This is a genomic window from Corallococcus sp. AS-1-12 (assembly GCF_020036995.1).
Classification (GTDB): domain Bacteria; phylum Myxococcota; class Myxococcia; order Myxococcales; family Myxococcaceae; genus Corallococcus.
The window spans coordinates 50,814-68,355 of record NZ_JAIQDD010000020.1; the positions used below are offsets into that span (position 1 = coordinate 50,814).

General features: G+C 72.5%; 8 protein-coding genes. 3 read left to right on the plus strand and 5 right to left on the minus strand.

Annotated features, from left to right (window positions below; genetic code table 11):
• Nucleotides 1–19: 19 nt before the first annotated feature.
• The 3 genes from K8556_RS26625 (at nt 20) to K8556_RS26635 (ending at nt 4,613) form a co-directional block, all read left to right on the plus strand.
• Complete coding sequence (locus K8556_RS26625) at nt 20–886, plus strand: NAD-dependent protein deacetylase (protein WP_223742910.1); 867 nt, start codon at nt 20–22, stop codon at nt 884–886.
• A gap of 152 nt (nt 887–1,038) precedes the next feature.
• A complete protein-coding gene (locus K8556_RS26630) occupies nt 1,039–3,057 on the plus strand; it encodes a protein kinase (protein WP_223742911.1) in 2,019 nt (672 codons plus the stop codon).
• Between the two features lie 14 nt (nt 3,058–3,071).
• Nucleotides 3,072–4,613, plus strand: a complete 1,542-nt coding sequence (locus K8556_RS26635; RefSeq protein WP_223742912.1) for an adenylate/guanylate cyclase domain-containing protein — start codon at nt 3,072–3,074, stop codon at nt 4,611–4,613.
• A gap of 3 nt (nt 4,614–4,616) precedes the next feature.
• On the opposite strand, the gene K8556_RS26640 is transcribed toward K8556_RS26635, so the two are convergent.
• The 5 genes from K8556_RS26640 to K8556_RS26660 form a co-directional block, all read right to left on the minus strand.
• Nucleotides 4,617–5,297, minus strand: coding sequence for a Crp/Fnr family transcriptional regulator (locus tag K8556_RS26640; RefSeq protein ID WP_223742913.1), 681 nt, complete (start codon nt 5,295–5,297; stop codon nt 4,617–4,619).
• A gap of 418 nt (nt 5,298–5,715) precedes the next feature.
• On the minus strand, nt 5,716–8,151 hold the full coding sequence (locus K8556_RS26645) for a penicillin acylase family protein (protein WP_223742914.1): 2,436 nt from the start codon (nt 8,149–8,151) through the stop codon (nt 5,716–5,718).
• A complete protein-coding gene (locus tag K8556_RS26650) occupies nt 8,148–9,551 on the minus strand; it encodes an MFS transporter (RefSeq protein WP_223742915.1) in 1,404 nt (467 codons plus the stop codon). Before K8556_RS26650 ends, K8556_RS26645 begins: the two co-directional genes overlap by 4 nt.
• Before the next feature lie 93 nt (nt 9,552–9,644).
• On the minus strand, nt 9,645–14,225 hold the full coding sequence (locus K8556_RS26655) for a type I polyketide synthase (protein WP_223742916.1): 4,581 nt from the start codon (nt 14,223–14,225) through the stop codon (nt 9,645–9,647).
• On the minus strand, nt 14,218–17,541 hold the full coding sequence (locus K8556_RS26660; protein WP_223742917.1) for a non-ribosomal peptide synthetase: 3,324 nt from the start codon (nt 17,539–17,541) through the stop codon (nt 14,218–14,220). The genes K8556_RS26655 and K8556_RS26660 overlap by 8 nt, the downstream gene beginning before the upstream one ends.
• Nucleotide 17,542: the final 1 nt, after the last annotated feature.

Sequence of the window (17,542 nt, forward strand, 5' to 3'; positions counted from 1 at the left end):
GCGTTATACGGAGGGTGGAATGACGCTCCTCACGGACTCCCCTGTCGCCGCCCTCCCGCCCGAGCCGGGCCTGGACGCCCTGGTCCGGCTGCTGCGCGGACGCCGCGTCGTGGTGCTCACCGGCGCTGGATGCAGCACCGAGTCCGGCATCCCCGACTATCGCGGCCCGGAGACGCGCCACAAGGTGCGCAACCCCATCCAGCACCGCGAGTTCCTGCACCAGCCGGCGGTGCGTCAGCGCTACTGGGCGCGCAGCCTGCTGGGCTGGCCGCGCTTCACTACCGCCCGGCCCAACGACGCGCACCTCGCGTTGGCCGCGCTGGAGAAGGCGGGCGTGGTGCCCGGGCTCATCACCCAGAACGTGGACGGGCTGCACCACGCCGCGGGCAGTGAGCGCGTGCTGGAGCTGCACGGCGCGCTGTCCCGGGTGCGCTGCCTGGCGTGTGGCGCGCAGGAGCCGCGCGCGTCGCTCCAGGCGCGGATGCTGGGCCTCAACCCGGACTTCGCGCACACCGTGGTGGAGCTGCGCCCGGACGGCGACGCGGAACTGTCCCAGGAGGCACTGGAGGGCTTCCGCGTCCCCGCGTGCACGCGCTGTGGCGGGACGCTGAAGCCGGACGTGGTGTTCTTTGGCGACAACGTCGCGGCGCCGCTGGTGCAGGACGCGTTCGCGCTGGTGGAGGAGGGGGACGCGCTGTTGGTGGTGGGCTCGTCGCTGACGGTCTACTCCGGCTACCGCTTCGTCACCCGCGCGGCGGAGCGGCACCTGCCCATCGGCATCCTCAACATCGGGGAGAGCCGGGGCGACGGGCTCGCGGATGTGCGCGTGGAGGCGCGGGCGGGGGACGTCCTGCCCCGGCTCGCCCAGGCGCTGACCCGTCCCTGACGCTCCTCCCCCCACACCGGGCGTGCTGCCGGGCCCCGGGCTCCGGGCGCGGCACCGAATGGGCACGCCAGGGGAGGCGCCAAGTGTGCCATCATTCCCGGCCTCGCGAGGCACGCGCGGCAGGCCGTGCCCGGGACGGAGACACAGGGCCGATGGACACCGGGCGCCCCATGGGCGGCAGGTACGCGCTGGAGCGCAGGATTGGCGGCGGTGGCATTGGCGCCATCTGGCGGGCCGTCGACCTGCAACTCCAGCGGCACGTGGCCCTCAAGCTCATCGCCTCGGACGTGGTGGCGCGCACGCCGGAGGCCCACCGCCACTTCGAGCAGGAGGCCCAGGCCGTGGCCCGGCTGCGCCACCCGCACGTGGTGCAGGTGCACGACTCCGGCGTGGACGGCGGCGTGCCGTACATCGTCATGGAGCTGCTGGAGGGCGAGGACCTGGAGACGCGCCTCACCCAGCAGGGGCGCCTGTCCCCGGCCCGCGTGGCCGCGCTCGTCACGCCGGTGGCCCGCGCGCTGGCGGCGGCGCACGCGGCGGGGCTCGTCCACCGCGACCTGAAGCCCGCCAACCTCTTCCTCGCCCACGTGGACGGCGAGGAGGTGGTGAAGGTGCTCGACTTCGGGCTCGCGCGCTCGCTCATCCCCACCGGGGCGCCCGCGCAGGCGGAGGGGCTCACCGGCACGCTGCGCTACATGAGCCCGGAGCAACTGCGCGCGGATCCGGACCTGGACGCCAGGGCGGACCTCTGGTCGCTCGCGGTGGTGCTCTACCGCGCCCTCACCGGCCAGTTCCCCTACGGCCCCGAGTCCGTGGGCGCGCTCCTGCGCGGCGCCTTCCACCCGCCCGCGGTGCCCGTGTCGCAGTTGGTGCCGGAGCTGGGCGCGGGCGGCGACGCCTTCTTCCAGCGCGCCCTGCACCCGACGCTCGCGCAGCGCTTCGGCTCCGCGCGCGAATTGGCCGCGGCCTTCGTCGCGCTGGTGGAGGCGGGCCGCGCTGGACAGGCCGCCACGGTGCTGGTGGTGGACGACGAGCCGGACGTGGAGCTGCTCATGCGCCAGCGCTTCCGCCGGCACGTGCGCGACGGCGTCTACCGCTTCGTCTTCGCGCGCGACGGCGAGGAGGCGCTGGAGGCCCTGCGCCAGCACCCGGACACGCACGCCGTCCTGTGCGACCTGAACATGCCGCGCATGGACGGGCTCACCTTCCTGTCGCGCGTGGGCGAGGTGGACCCGCTGGTGAAGGTCGTCATGGTCTCCGCGTACGGCGACCTGCCCAACCTGCGCACGGCGATGAACCGGGGCGCGTTCGACTTCCTCGTGAAGCCGGTGGACCTGGATGATTTGGAGTCCACGCTGGCCAAGACGGTGCGGCATGTCGCCGAGCTGCGCCGCGCGGTGCGCTCCACGGAGGAGAACGCGCTCTTGCGCATGTTCGTGCACGGCGGCATCGTGGACCGGGTGCTGCCGCTGGTGCGCGGCCCGGGGGCTCTCGCGGGCGAGCAGGTGGACGCCACGGTGGCCTTCCTGGACGTCGCGGACTTCACCGCCGTCACGCGCCAGCACCCGCCGGAGTCCGCGCTGCGCCGGCTCAACGCCAACTTCGAGGTCATCCTCCCGGAGCTGGAGTCGCGCGGCGGCGTGGTGGACAAGTTCCTGGGCGACGCCGTGATGGCCGTCTTCCAGGGCGAGGGCCACGTGTCGCGCGCGCTGGACGCCTGCCTCGCGGTGAAGCAGCGGCTGCAGGGCCTGTCGTGGAGCGGCGGTGACGCGTCCCCGTACGCCCACGGCGTCTGCATGGGCGTGGACACCGGGCCGGTGCTGTCCGGCAACGTGGGCGCGGCCGGGCGCGGGCGCCTGGACCACACGGTGCTGGGCGACGTGGTGAACACCGCGGCCCGGCTCGCCACCGTGGCCGCGCGCGACCAGGTGCTGGTGAGCGAGACGCTGGCCGCGCGGCTCCAGGACGCCTTCGACTGCCGGCTCGCCGGGGACCGCCGCCTGCCGGGGCCCGCGGGCCAGTCGCTGGCGGTGCGCGAGGTGGTGGCCCGCCACGGCAGCCAGTCCGAGTCCTCCGCGGACCGCACCTCCGAGCAGGTGGCCCCCGCCGTCCTGGAGGCGCCCGCGTCCGCGCCCCGGCCCGGCGTCTTCACGGCCAAGGGGCCCACTTGAAGCCCCGCTAGCGCATGCGCCTCATCCTCAACCCAGGCCAGGTGGATGAACGGGTGGTGATGCTGCCGGAGGGCACCACCACCATCGGCCGCACGGAGGAGAATGGCATCCGCGTGCCGCACCCCAGCCTGTCGCGGCGCCACGCGCGGCTGGAGCGCGCGGGCGGGCGCGTGGTGCTGGTGGACCTGGACAGCAAGAACGGCAGCTTCGTGGGGCCGCACCGCGTCTCCCGCCAGGAGCTGGGCCACGGCCAGTCCTTCCGCTGCGGCGAGGTGTGGTTCCGGCTGGTGTCCCCGGACACGCCGCTGCCGGACGGCTGGGGCCCGCTGCGCACGCAGCCCCTGGAGACGCGCTTCTCCGGCGGGTCCTCCATGGAGGCGCTGCTCGACACGCGCTCGCCGGACCGCACCCGCGACAAGCTCCAGGTGCTGCTCAAGGTGGGGCAGATCCTCGCGTCCCCGGGCCCGGTGGACGGGCTGCTGGAGCGCGTGCTCCAGCTCGTCTTCCAGATCTGGGCGGTGGACCGGGCGGCGGTGCTGCTGGTGGACCGGGACACGGGGGCGCTGGCGCCGCGCGTGGCCCGGGGCGCGCGGGGCGGGGCGCTGCCGGAGCGCTTCTACAGCCAGCACATCGTGGACTACGTGCACTCGCGCGGCGTGGCGGCCCTCTTCACGGACGCGCGGGACGACGCGCGGCTGGTGGGCGCGGACTCCGTCTTCCGCCAGTCCATCCGCGCCTCGCTGTGCGTGCCCCTGCGCACGCGGGACTCCGTGCTGGGCGTGCTGTACCTGGACAGCCTCACGCAGGGAGGCCTCTTCACCGACGAGGACCTGGAGTTCCTCACCGCCTTCGCCAACCAGGCCGCCGTCGCGTTGGACCACGCGCACCTGGCGCGGCGGCTGGAGGAGGAGGCGGTGCTCAGGAACGCCTACCAGCGCTTCTTCCCGCCGGACGTCGTGCGCCAGTTGAAGGCGCTGCGGGGCGTGCCGCTGGAGGTGCGCGAGGCGAACGTCACCATCCTCTTCTCCGACATCACCGGCTTCACCGCCATGTCCTCGCGCCTCAAGCCCCGGCAGGTGGTGGACATGCTCAACGCGTACTTCCCGGTGATGGCGGACGTCGTCTTCCGCCACGAGGGCACGCTGGAGAAGTACATCGGCGACGCGCTGATGGCCGTGTGGGGCGCCCCCTTCGCCCGGCCGGATGACGCGGAGCGGGCCGTGCGCGCGGCCGTGGAGATGCAGCAGGCCCTGGCGGCCCTCAACGACCGCTGGCGGGCGGACGGCGCGCCGGAGCTTCAAGTCCACATCGGGCTCAACTCCGGCCCCGTGGCCGCGGGCAACATCGGCTCGGAGCGCTACCTCCAGTACGCCACCGTGGGGGACGCCACCAACGTCGCGGCCCGCGTCTGCGGCGTCGCGCGGCCGGGCGAGGTGCTCATCACCGAAGCCACGCGGGCCCTGCTGGACGCGAGCGCCTTCGCGCTGGAGCCGCTGGCGCCGGTGAAGGTGAAGGGCCGTGACGAGCCCCTGTCCCTCTTCCGCGTGCGCGGCTGACGGCTACTCCGCGTCCTGCCCCAGCCGCTCCGGCTGGAGGAGGACGATCTGCCCGCCCTCGAAGCTGAGCATCCCCTCGCGCACGTAGTAGCGCAGCCACTTGTTGACGCTCTCGCGGGTGACGCCGCACAGGTTGGCCAGCTCCGACTGCGTGAGCTTCGGGGTGATGACCAGCCCCTCCGGGGCCTGCCTTCCCTGCGTCTTCGCCAGCTCCAGCAGCACCCGCACCAGCCGGCTCCGCGCGTCCAAGAAGGCCGAGTCGTAAACGAGCTGCGTCGTGCGCCGCACCAGCCGGCTCATGTTCGCCAGGAGCGCCAGGCTCACCTGCGGCCGCGTCTCCAGGTAGCGCCGGAAGTCGTCGCGCTGGAGCGTGAGCAGGTGCGCCTCCTCGCGCGCCATCGCGTCCGTGGAGCGCACCTCGCCGTCCAGCAGGGACAGCTCCCCGAAGGCGTCCCCCCGGTCCAGCAGCGCCAGGGTGATTTCGCGCCCCTCGCTGGAGGAGAGCCGGATGGCCACCTGCCCGCGCCGGATGATGAACAGCGCGGTGCCCACGTCCCCCCGGTGGAAGATGACCTCTCCCCTCGCGAAGCGCCGGGGCTGGAGGAGCGACGACATGTTCTCCAGGTCCTCCCGGCCGAGGCTCTCGAACATGGGGATTTCGGCCAGAAGCTGCGCGTAGGACATGAGGGGACCGCCATTCTGCCCGGAATCCCTGGATGCAGGTAGGGAAGCCTCCCATCCAGGGCGGGCGGACAAGTCCGGCGGGTGTGAACGCCTTCACACCGGGCTTGTGGGCCGCTTCACAGATCGAAACAGGGGGGCCCGGTACTGTTCCTTCATCGCAGCACGGGAAGCAGGGGGGCCCGCGCAGCAGCGACACGGTGAGTCAGGGAGTCGGGGGACTTCTTAGCTCACCGCGGCATGCGCGGGAAATGAGGGGGACCGCAGGGGCTGGCACATAGAAGGGGGAAGCGTCGAGTTTCTGAGGGGGAACTCGACGCGAATACGAGTGCCGGCTCCCGCTGGAGCCTGAAACGCAATGGACCCGGGCCTGGAGGCCCGTCGCTCCGGGGGGAGTGACGGCCTTCAAGTCCGGGTTGTTTTATTTGGCCAGGGCCACCGCGGGCGTGAGCGTCAGCGTGGCCTCGCGGTGCTGCTCCACGGCCTGGCGCGTGTGGAGCATGGGGTGGAACTCCACCTTGCGGTTGAGCTCCATCAGGTCATCGCGGTGCTTGTGGTACAGGTGCTCGGACTGCCCCGGCGAGTGGATGGACACGGAGCGGGACAGGTCCGCCAGGTCGACGATCATCCGCAGCGCGGTGCCGTGGACCACCTTGAAGGGGTGGCTCCAGAGGAACGAGGCGCCGTCCACGGAGTAGTTGTCGCCCCGCGCGGGCACCGGGCGGCTGTTGAAGACGCGGCGGATGCGCGCGGGGATGGCGGGCCCGCCCAGCATCTGGTGCGCGTACGTGAGCTGGTGCACCTGGCCCCAGGCCCACGCCTCCGGCTTCGGGCCGTACGTCTTCGAAAGCCACGCGACGGCCACGCCCAGGGCCGCGCGGAGGATGTCGTCGCGCGTCTCCTTCTCCGGCGTCTTCGGGTCATCCCACCAGGGGCTGTCCGGCTGGGACATCAGGCCGATGACGAAGGGCATGTGCAGGCTGCCGTGCCGTTCGTACTGGCCCATCAGGTATTCCTTCACCAGCGACGGCTCCAGCTTGTGCTGGAGCAGCTTGCGCAGCACCTCGATGTACCAGGCCTGGAACACCGTGGCGCCCACGGCCTCCGGCTCGCAGCGCAGGTCCCACGCCTTCAGCGCCTCCACCGCCTGCCGCTGGAGGTCGTCCGCCGGGAGCGCCGCCGCCAGGAGGTAGGGGCGCAGCGCCTCCGCGGGCAGCGAGTACGTCTGCGCCTGGATGTCCCGCATGGACTCCACGGTGTGCTGCGTGCCCGCTTCAATCAGGTCGGTGATGCGCTTGGCGCGGTAGCCGGGGAACCAGTTGTGCGCGATGAGGTGCGGGTAGTCGTCGGACGTAATCTTGTTGTTCGCCGTGGCCGCGTAGCCCGCGGGCGGGTTGAAGGACGCGGGCAGCTCCTCGAACGGGATGAAGCCCGTCCACTCGGACTCCCCCGTCCAGCCCGGCATGGGGATGAGGCCCTGGTGGCCCTGGCGGATGGGGATCTTCCCCGTGGCCTGGTAGCCGACGTTGCCGGCCGTGTCCGCGTACACGAAGTTCTGGCCCGGCCCCTCCCAGCACTTCATGGCGGCGCGGAAGGACTCCCAGTCCGTGGCCAGGTTGAGCTTCAGCACGGCGTTGATGAGCGGCTGGCATTCGCGGTGCGCCCACCGGAGCGCCAGGGGCTCGCTGTCCTTCAGCTCCTCCGCCATGACGGCGTTCATCAGCGGGCCGTGGCGGGTGCTCTTCACCTCCAGCACCACGGGGGCGCCGCCCTTGACGGGGATCTCCTCGCGGCGCACCTCCAGGTCGTGCCAGACGTCCTGGTAGAGGTACTTCTTCGGCGCCTTCGGGTCGTCCAGCTTCTCGATGTAGAAGTCCTGGGTGTCCGGCCCCAGGTTGGACATGCCCCAGGCCACCTTCCCGTTGTGGCCGACGATCAGCATGGGCACGCCGGGCAGGGAGAAGCCCACGTGCTGGAAGCGGCCGGCGTGCAGGCCGTTCTCGTACCAGGTGGACGGCATGCTCAGGGGGATGTGCACGTCGTTGGCGAGCAGCGGCTGGCCGCTCTTCGTGCGCTGGCCGTGCACCACCCAGTTGTTGCTGCCGGAGACGATGTTGGGGTCGCCCATCACCGCGTCCACGCTGTCCAGGCCGGACATCGCCTTCACGTCCTTCAGGCCCGGCAGGCGCGCCTCCCTGGGGACGATGAGGGGCGTCTCCGGCGCGTTCTGCGGCAGGAGCGCGTTGGCCACCTCCTCACCCACCGCCGCCACCAGCCGCGCGCGGAAGAGCTCGATGCGGTGGTTGCCGCCCAGCATCATCGCCAGCAGGTTGCCGCGCGCGAGCGAGTCCACGGGCGTCCAGGGCGTGGGCGTCGTGGCCATCACGGTGAACTCGTAGGGCAGCGGCTCCGCGGCGATGCGCGCGTTGACGCCCGCGCTGTAGGCCTCCAGGACGGCGCGTGCCTCCGGATCCACCTGCTCCCAGGACTTCTCCGCCATGTGGCGCAGGCCCAGGGTGCGGAAGAACTGATCCGCGGGCACGCCCATGGGGCCCAGCAGGGTCGCGAGCCGGCCGTCCACCAGCCGGCGGCTCATCTCCAACTGCCACAGCCGGTCCTGCCCGTGCACGTAGCCCTGGGCGAAGAAGAGGTCGTGCTCGTCGCTGGCGAAGATGTGGGGCACGCCCCACGTGTCGCGCAGCACCTCCACCTTGCCGTGCAGGCCGGGCAGGGTGAGCGTGCCCTCCTCGCGCGTCCAGCGGCGGCGGGCGAGCCAGGGGCCCACGCCCGGCGTGGCCACGGCCATGGCGGACGGCAACATGCGCAGCATGCGCAGGACCTGGGAGAAGGCACTCATGACGCGGAGGCTCCAGCGGTGGGGGCGTTGGGGGCGGCGGTGTCGTCAGGGGGGGCGGGCGGCGTGTCCGGGAGCGCGTCCGGCAGCTCCTTGTCCAGGTTGCGCAGGCGCGGGTTGAGCCACCCGGCCGCGACGTTCGCGAGCGTCAGCAGGCCCAGGACGATGAAGATGACGGCGATGCCGCGCCCCGGGCCCACGCCCAGCAGGCGGCCCATGCTGCTGGCGAGCGCGCCCCCCTCGCGCATGGCCGGCTCGAAGAGGTCGTCCGCGAGCGGCCCCGCGATGAGGCTCGCGAGCGGCGACACGCACAGGATGATCATCCGCTTCACGGCGGCGGCGCGGCCCTGGAGGTCCGCGGGAATCTTGCGCTGCCAGATGGACTGGATGCCCGCCATCACCGGCGGCATGGTGAACAGGTAGAGCGCGGCGGCGGCGGCGACCAGCGGCACGCTGGGCGCGGGCGCGGCCATGAAGAGCACCACGCCCGAAAACGCATGGAAGCCGAGGATGCCGTACAGCGGGTTCTTGGGGCCGCCCCACACGCCCATGCCGATGCCGCCCAGCAGCGCGCCCACGCCCGCGATGGACGCGATGCGGCCCAGCGTGGAGATGTCCGTGAAGGCGAGCACCAGGGGGGTGATCAACAGCACCACCAGGTCCATGCACAGCACGGCCACGCCGGTGAAGGCCATCAGGGACAGCAGCCCCTTGCGCGCGCTGATGAAGCTCCAGCCCTGCTTCATCTCCGCGAGCAGCGACCCCTTGCCCTGCTGGCCCGCCTCGGAGGCGGTGGGCCTGGGGAAGCGGACCATCAGCAGGGTGGTGACGGCGATGAGGAAGCTGCAGACGTCCACCGTCAGCACGCCCTTCAGGCCCACGCTGTCGATGAGCGCTCCCGCGATGATGGGGGAGAGGATCTGGCTGGCGCCGCTGGCCACCTCCGCCATGGCGTTGGCGCGGCCCAGGTGCTGCTTGGGCACGATGAGCGTCACCGTGGCGAAGAAGGCCGGCCAGCGGAAGGCGCCGAAGCACGCGCCCAGGGAGACGGGCAGGTAGAAGTGCCAGGTCTCGAGCTTGAACAGCCCCCGCTCGCTGGCCAGCAACATGCTGAAGATGAGCAGCGTGGTGAAGCCGTTGCCCAGGTCCGCCAGCAGCATGGCGCGGCGGCGGTCCCAGCGGTCGATGAGCGTCCCCGCGATGGGGGACAGCACCACCATGGGCGCCAGCGCGAAGAAGGACAGCAGCGCGAACTGCGTGGTGGAGCGCGTGTCCAGGAAGACCTTCGCGCCCACGCCGAAGGACGTGAGGCCGGAGCCGAGGATCGAGATGAGCTGGCCGAACCAGGTGATCCAGAAGACCCGCATGGGCTGGGTGATGGTCAGGCGTTGCGCGATGCTCATTCCACGTCTCTTTCTCCTGGGGGGCAGGAGGGTCAAGGGCCCGCGCACCGTACTACGGAAGTGCGCGCGGGCCCGGCGTTCCAAAGGGGGATTTCAGCCCTGCTCCAGCTCCGCGAGCATGGCCTCCAGCGCTTCGGGGTCGAGCTGACTGGCGCTCGCCTCCACGATGGCCACCGTCATGACCTCCACGGTGGGGGACTCGAACAGGGCGCGCATGGACAGCTCGACCTGGAAGGCCTCGCGGATGCGCGACAGCAACTGCACGCCCAGGAGCGAGTGGCCGCCCAGCTCGAAGAAGTTGTCGGTGATGCCCACCGACTCCACGCCCAGCAGGTCCTGCCAGAGCGCGGCGACCTTCTCCTCGGTCTCGTCGCGCGGGGCGACGAAGGCGTTGGCCAGCGGGGGGCGCGGGTGCTTGCCGCTGGCGCTCGTGCTCGCGCGGGCGGTGGAGGCACCGTCGCGCGCCACCTGACGCCGCGCCTCCAGCGACCCGAGCGACGCGAGGAAGCGTCCACCGGTGGGCTGGGTGATCAGCGCGCGCAGGAGGCGGAAGCCCTCGGCGGGCGGGATGACGGCGTCGGGGCGGAAGCCCTCGCCCACGCCCCACACGTCCCAGTCCACGGTGTACCAGCGGGTCCCTCCCAGCCGGGCCTGCCGGACCGCCAGCGCGTCCATGCCGGCGTGCGCCGCCGCGACCGCGCTGACCGCCATGCCGCCCAGCACCACGGTGAGGGAGGACTGCACCACGACGAAGTCCGGCTGCCGCGACGCCAGCGCCTCCGCCAGGTGCATGAGGCCCCCGAAGCGGCCGGACAGCAGCGGCGCGGTGGCCTCCGGCGTGGCCTCGGCCACGGAGATGCGGGTGGCCATGCCGCCGTCACCGGCCGCGTAGAAGACGCCGTCGATGCGGCCGAACTTCGCCTCCGCGACCTGGAGCGCCTTGTCGAGCTGACCCGGAACGCCCGCGTCCGCGCGCAGCGCCAGGACCTGCGCGCCCGCCATCTCCAGCGCGCGCATGCGCTCGATGGCCCTGGACGTCGCGTCCTGCGCGTCATGGCCCGCGCGCCACGCGTCCCATTCACCCGGGGCGGGGAGCGTGCGGCGGGACAGCAGCACGAGCTTCGGCTTCACCGCCTGCGTGAGCTGCTCCGCGAGCGCGAGCCCCACGCGGCCCAGGCCACCGACGATGACGTAGACCCCGCCGTCCTTGAGCCCGGCCTGCGAGGAGCCACCGGCCGTATCTCCGTGCGGCTCCGCCGTGCCCGCGCTCGCGGGGACCGGGACGTCGATGGGCTCGAACGCCTCGACGTGGCGGTACGGGCCGCGCAGCGCGACCACCGGGTCCTTGCCGGTGGCCAGCTCCGTCACCAGCCGCTCCAGCCACGGCCCGGACGCGGACTCGTCCGGCGCGGGCCAGGTGACGTCGACGGCGCGCACGGTGAGGCCGGGGTACTCCTGTGACAGCACGCGGCTGGTGCCGACCGCGGCCGCCTGCCAGGGCAGCAGCGGCTCCTCGCCCGTGACGTCCTGGGCGCCGGTGGTCACCACGTCCAGCGACACGGGCGTCTTCGCCGCGCCCGGGCCCACGGCCTTCGCCAGCGCGAGCAGCCCGTGGAACGACGTCGCGAGCCCCGACTCCAGGTCTCGCGGCTCCTTCACCAGCGGCCACAGGTACGCGACGTGCGCGGGCGTCCAGTCCTCACCGCGCAGGCGCTCCAGGTGTGCTCCCACGGCATCCGGAGACGCGGGGTCCACCGCGAAGCGCTTCGTCACCGGATCCGGCGCGCCCTGGCCCGCGACGAGCGACACCACGTCCGCGCCCGCCTGACGCAGCCGCTCCGACACGCGCGCGGCCACCGGCGTGTCCGCCTCCAGCACCAGCCAGCGCTGGCCGGAGAGCGACGGAACCTGCGGCGAGGCGCGCGTGCGCGGCCACGCAGGGACGGTCAGCTCCACGCCCTGCGCCGTGGCGGGCCGTGGGGACGCGGCGCGAGGCAGCGCGGGCGGCGGACCCTTGAGCAGGTCGTAGCGCTCGCGCTGGAAGGGGTAGGCGGGCAGGGGGATGCGGCGGCGGGCCTCGCCCTTGTAGACGCGGCCGGCAATCGCCTTCGCGCCCGCGAGCCACAGCTTCGCGAACGCGTCCGCGGCGTGCGTGAGCGCGTCCTGCTGGGCGTCGCGCGGCGCGGGCAGCGTCGTGAGGATGGCCGGGAAGGTGCCTTCCTGCGCGTTGCGGCGCACCAGCGTGGCCAGCGCGTTGCCGGGGCCGACCTCCAGGAAGACGTGCTCGGGGTCGTTCAGCAGCAGCGCGGCCGAGTCCTGGAAGCGCACGGCGTCGCGCAGGTGACGCGCCCAGTACGCCGGGCTCACCGCGTCCTCGCGCGTCACCCAGGTGCCGGTGACGTTGGACAGGTAGAGGTCCTTGGGCTCCTTGCGCGCGACCTTCGCCACCGCCTGGCGGAACTCCTCCACGATGGGGTCCATCATGTGGGAGTGGAACGCGTGCGACGTGTGCAGCCGCGACACCTCCACCTTCTGCGCCTCCAGCTTCGCCTGGAGCGCGTCCACCGCGTCCGTGGGGCCCGCCACGACGGTGAAGCCCGGCGCGTTCACGGCCGCCACGGAGATGCGCGCGTCCATCAGCGGCGCCAGCGCCTCCGGCGTCATCCGTACGGAAAGCATGGAGCCTGCCGGCAGCGACTGCATCAGCCGGCCGCGCGTGGCCACCAGCGCCAGCGCGTCGTCCAGGCTGAACACGCCCGACAGGCACGCGGCCACGTACTCGCCGATGCTGTGGCCCACCATCGCCTGCGGCGTCACGCCCCAGGACGCCCACAGCTTCGCGAGCGCGTACTCGATGACGAACAGCGCGGGCTGCGTGAGGGACGTCTGCTTGAGCTGCTCCGTCGCCTTCTCACGCCCGTCCGCGGGCGGGTAGAGCACCGTGCGCAGGTCCAGGCCCAGGTGCGGCTTGAGCTTCTCCGCGCACGCGTCCACCTCCGCGCGGAAGGCGGGCTCCTGCTCGTAGAGGCCCCGGCCCATGTCCACGTACTGCGAGCCCTGGCCGGAGAAGAGGAACACCACCGGCCGGCGCGTGTTGGTGCCGGAGCCGCCCAGCAGCCGCCGCGCATCCCGCAGCGCCGCCTTCGCGTCCGCCACGTCCTTCACCACCACCGCGCGGCGGTGCTCGTGCACGTGGCGGCCCACCTGGAGCGTGTAGGCCACGTCCGCCAGGGACACGGCCGGGTTCGCGTCCAGGTGCGCGGCCAGCCGCTCCGTCGCCGCGTCCAGCGCCGCTGGCGTGCGGGCGGACAGGGGCAGCACGTGCCACGCTCGCTTGGACGGCGCGGGGGCGCCCGCCTTCGGGGCCTCCTCCAGGATGACGTGCGTGTTGGTGCCGCCGATGCCGAAGGCGCTCACGCCCGCGCGGCGCGGCCCGTTGGGGGACGTCCACGGCCGGGGCTGCGAGGGCACGAAGAAGGGGCCCGCGTCGAAGTCGATGACGGGGTTGGGCTTCTCGAAGTGGGGGCTCGCGGGGATCTCGCCGTGCTCCATGGCGAGCACCGTCTTCACCACGCCCGCGATGCCGGCCGCCGCGTCCAGGTGGCCGATGGCCGCCTTGAGCGAGCCCAGCGCCACGCGCTTCTGGCCCGTCTCCGTGCCACCGAAGGCCTGGTTGAGCGCGGCCACTTCAATCGGGTCGCCCAGCGGGGTGCCCGTCGCGTGCGCCTCCACGTACTGGATGTCCTCCGGCGTGACGCCGGAGATGGCGAGCGCCTCCGCGATGACCGCGGCCTGGCCCTCCACGCTGGGCGCGGTGAAGCCCACCTTGCCCGCGCCGTCGTTGTTCACCGCCGTGCCCAGCAGCACGCCGTGGATGGTGTCGCCGTCCTTCAGCGCGTCCGACAGGCGCTTGAGCACCACCACCGCCGCGCCCGCGCCGCGCACGGTGCCGTTGGCCTTCGCGTCGAACGCGCGGCAGTAGCCGTCCGGCGAGAAGATCATCCCCTCCTGGTAGAGGTAGCCCGCCGTCTGCGGGAAGGACACGGACGAGCCGCCCGCGAGCGCCATGTCGCTCTCGCCGGACAAGAGGCTCTGGCACGCCAGGTGGAGCGCCACCAGCGAGCTGGAGCACGCCGTCTGCACCGTCGCTGAGGGCCCGCGCAGGCCCAGCCGGTGCGACACGCGCGTGGCCACGTAGTCCTTGTCGTTGGCCAGCATCACGCCGAACGAGCCGGCCGCGTCCATCAGGTCAGGCTGCCGCATCAGCGCGCGCAGCAGGTACGAGCTCAGGCTCACGCTGGCGTAGACGGCCACCGCGCCCTTGAAGCGGCCCGGGTCGTAGCCCGCGTTGTCCAGCGACTCCCACGCGCACTCCATGAAGATGCGCTGCTGGGGGTCCATCAGCTCCGCCTCGCGCGGGCTGTAGCCGAAGAGGCCCGCGTCGAACTCCGTCGCGCCCTCCAGCACGTAGCTGGAGCGCACCCACTGCGGGTGGGCGCGCAGGGCCTGGGGCACGCCCGCGTCGTCCAGCTCCGCGTCCGTGGGCACGCGGCGCGCGTCACCACCACGGCGGAGCAGCTCCCAGAAGGCCTCCAACGTCCGCGCACCCGGGAAGCGGCCCGACAGGCCGACGATCGCGATGCGCTCCTCGCCACCACCCACTGCGTCACTCATCCGCGTCTCCATCCGTTTCCACCCGACCGCGCGAGGCCACCGCGCGGCGGTTGACCGTGCGTCGCGCCTCGGCACGGCTGCGGCCCGCCTGCGCCGCGTCCTCCGAGGGCGTGTCCTCCCGGCGCGACAGCCGCGCCGCCAGTGCCCGCACGGTGGGGTACTGGAAGAGGTCCGTGAGCGCCAGCGTCACGCCCAGCTCCGCCGTCAGCCGGCGGTGGAGCTGGAGGGCGAGCAGCGAGTTGCCACCCAGCTCGAAGAAGGGGTCGTCCAGGCCCACCCGCTCCACGTGGAGCAGGTCCTTCCACGCCTGGGCGATCTGCTGCTCGATGGCCGTCCCCGGTGCCACGAAGGGCCGCGACGGATCCGCGCCACCGGCCTCCGGCGCGGGCAGCGCCTTGCGGTCCGCCTTGCCGTTGGGACTGAGCGGCATGCGCTCCAGCACCACGACGTTGGACGGCACCATGTACTCGGGCAGCCGCTCCAGCAGGTACGCGCGCAGCGCCGCGCCCTCGGGCTTCGCGTCCTTGCCGGTGACGTAGGCCACCAGCCGCTTCTGGCCCGGCCGGTCCTCGCGCGCGAGCACCACCGCCTGGCGCACCGTGGGGTGCTTCTCCAGCGAGGATTCAATCTCGCCCAGCTCGATGCGCAGGCCGCGGATCTTCACCTGGAAGTCCGCGCGGCCCAGGTACTCGATCTCACCGTCCGGCAGCCACCGCGCCACGTCGCCCGTGCGGTACATGCGCGCGCCCGGCACCGCCGCGTACGGATCCGGGATGAAGCGCTCGGCCGTCAGCGAGGGCCGCGCCAGGTAGCCGCGCCCCACCTGCACGCCGCCGATGTACAGCTCGCCCGCCGCGCCCTGGGGCACCGGCTGGAGCTCCGCGTCCAGGATGCGAACTTGCGTGTTGTCCACCGGCCGGCCAATGGGCACGGAGCGGCGGCCGTCATTGGCCTTGCACGCGTGGAACGTCACGTCCACCGCGGCCTCGGTGGGGCCGTAGAGGTTGTGCAGCCCCGCGCCGGGCAGCGTGCGCAGGCACAGCTCCTTCAGCTCCAGCGGCAGCGCCTCACCGCTGCACACCACGCGCTTCAGCGACGTGCACTCCGCCACGCCCGGCTCGTCCAGGAAGGCCTGGAGCATGGAGGGCACGAAGTGCAGCGTGGTGACGGACGCGGAGGCAATCAGCGCCTTCAGGTAGCCCGGGTCCTGGTGCCCGCCGGGCTTCGCGACCACCAGCTTCGCGCCCGTCATCAGCGGCCAGAAGAACTCCCAGACGGACACGTCGAAGCTGAACGGCGTCTTCTGGAGCACCACGTCCTGCGGCGTGAGCCGGTAGGCGGACTGCATCCACAACAGGCGGTTCACCACCGGGCCGTGAGCGTTCATCGCGCCCTTGGGGCGGCCCGTGCTGCCGGACGTGAAGATGATGTACGCCAGCGAGTCCGGCGTGGCCGTGGGCGCGGGCGCGGTGGTGGGCTCGCGGGCAATCTCCTCCCAGCCCGTGTCCAGCTTCACCACCTTCGCGTCCGACGCCGGCAGCCGCGCCAGCAGCCGCTCCTGCACCAGCAGCACCGGCGGACGCGCGTCCTCCAGCATCCAGCCCAGGCGCTCCTGCGGGTAGCCCGGGTCCAGCGGCACGTACGCGCCGCCCGCCTTCAGCGTGCCCAACAGGCCCACCACCATCTCCAGCGAGCGCTCCACGCACAGGCCGACGCGGACCTCCGGCCCCACGCCGTGCCTGCGCAGCGCGTGCGCCAGTTGGTTCGCGCGGGCGTCCAGCTCGCGGTAGGTGAGGCGGCTGCCCTCGAACTCCAGGGCGACGGCGTCCGGCGTGCGCGCCACCTGCGCCTCGATGAGCGACGTGAGCGTCGCGTCCTTCGGGTGCGTGACGGCGGTGTCGTTCCAGTCCTTCAGCACGCGCTGCCGCTCGGCGTCGGGCAGCAGCGGCAGGCGGGAGATGGGCACGTCCGGCTGCGCGACGATGCCTTCCAGCAGCGTCAGGTAGTGGCCCAGGAGGCGCTCCGCCGTGGAGCGCTCGAAGAGGTCGGTGCTGTACTCGGCGGTGACGCGCAGGCCCTGCGGCAGGTCCACCAGCAGCAGCGACAGGTCGTACTTCGTCGTGCCGGTGTCCACCGGCTTCGCCTCCATCACCACGCCCGGGGCCTCCAGGGCCGGCATGGGCGCGTTCTGCAGGACGAACATCACCTGGAAGATGGGCGAGTGGCTGAGGTGCCGCTCCGGCTTGAGCGCGTCCACCAGCCGCTCGAAGGGGATGTCCTGGTGCGCGTACGCGTCCAGCGTGGACTCGTGCACGCGGCTCAGCAGCTCCTTGAACGTGGGCTTGCCGGACAGGTCCGAGCGCAGCGCCAGCATGTTCACGAACAGGCCGATGAGCCCTTCCACCTCCGCGCGCGGACGGCCCGCGATGGGCGTGCCCACCACGATGTCGTCCTGGCCGGTGTAGCGGGACAAGAGGACGTTGAAGGCGGACAGCAGCGTGACGAAGAGCGTGCGGCCCTCGCGCTGGCCCAGCGCCTTGAGCGCCTGGGTGAGGGCGGGGGACAGGTGCATCACCTGCCGCTCGCCCTTGGAGCTCATCAGCGCCGGGCGTGGCTTGTCCTGCGGCAGCTCCAGCAGCGCGTTCGGGTTGAGGCGGTTCTTCCAGTAGGTGAGCTGGCGCTCCAGCTCCGCGCCCTGGAGCCACTCCTTCTGCCACACCGCCCAGTCCGCGTACTGCAGCGGCAGGGGCTTGAGCGGCGAGGGCTGGCCCTCCAGGCACGCGCGGTACAGCACCGCCAGCTCGTGCACGAGCACGCCCATGGACCAGCCGTCGGAGACGATGTGGTGCTGATCCATCAGCAGCACCTGCTCACCGTTGCCCAGCAGCATCAGCACCGCGCGCAACAGCGGCCCCTGCTCCAGGCTGAACGGCTGCTGCGCCAGCGTCACCACGCGCCGCTGGGCTTCGGCGTCGCGCTCGGTCACCGGCAGCCCCTGGAGGTCCATCACCTCCAGCGGCACCTCGCCCGTGGAGGCGATGACCTGCACGGCGCCGCCCTCGCGCTCCTGGAAGGTGGTGCGCAGCGTGTCGTGCCGCTCCACCAGCAGGGCCAGGGCGCGGCGCAGCGCGTCCGTGTCCACGGTGCCCGTCAGGCGCACCGCGGTGGGCATGTGGAAGGCCGCGCTGCCGGGGCTCCACTTGTCCAGGAACCACATCCGCTCCTGCGCGAAGGACAGGGGCGCCTGCTTGGAGGCAGGGCGCGACTTGTCCTTCAGGAGCTGCGCCAGGCGTGCTCGCTTCTCTTCGGGCGTCATG

Bases quoted from the DNA above. Each gene is read 5' to 3' on its own strand.
- K8556_RS26630 (WP_223742911.1), top strand. From the start codon at position 1,039: ATGGACACCGGGCGCCCCATGGGCGGCAGGTACGCGCTGGAGCGCAGG.
- K8556_RS26635 (WP_223742912.1), top strand. From the start codon at position 3,072: ATGCGCCTCATCCTCAACCCAGGCCAGGTGGATGAACGGGTGGTGATG.
- K8556_RS26660 (WP_223742917.1), bottom strand. From the start codon at position 17,541: ATGACGCCCGAAGAGAAGCGAGCACGCCTGGCGCAGCTCCTGAAGGAC.
- K8556_RS26655 (WP_223742916.1), bottom strand. From the start codon at position 14,225: ATGAGTGACGCAGTGGGTGGTGGCGAGGAGCGCATCGCGATCGTCGGC.
- K8556_RS26625 (WP_223742910.1), top strand. From the start codon at position 20: ATGACGCTCCTCACGGACTCCCCTGTCGCCGCCCTCCCGCCCGAGCCG.
- K8556_RS26650 (WP_223742915.1), bottom strand. From the start codon at position 9,551: ATGAGCATCGCGCAACGCCTGACCATCACCCAGCCCATGCGGGTCTTC.
- K8556_RS26640 (WP_223742913.1), bottom strand. From the start codon at position 5,297: ATGTCCTACGCGCAGCTTCTGGCCGAAATCCCCATGTTCGAGAGCCTC.
- K8556_RS26645 (WP_223742914.1), bottom strand. From the start codon at position 8,151: ATGAGTGCCTTCTCCCAGGTCCTGCGCATGCTGCGCATGTTGCCGTCC.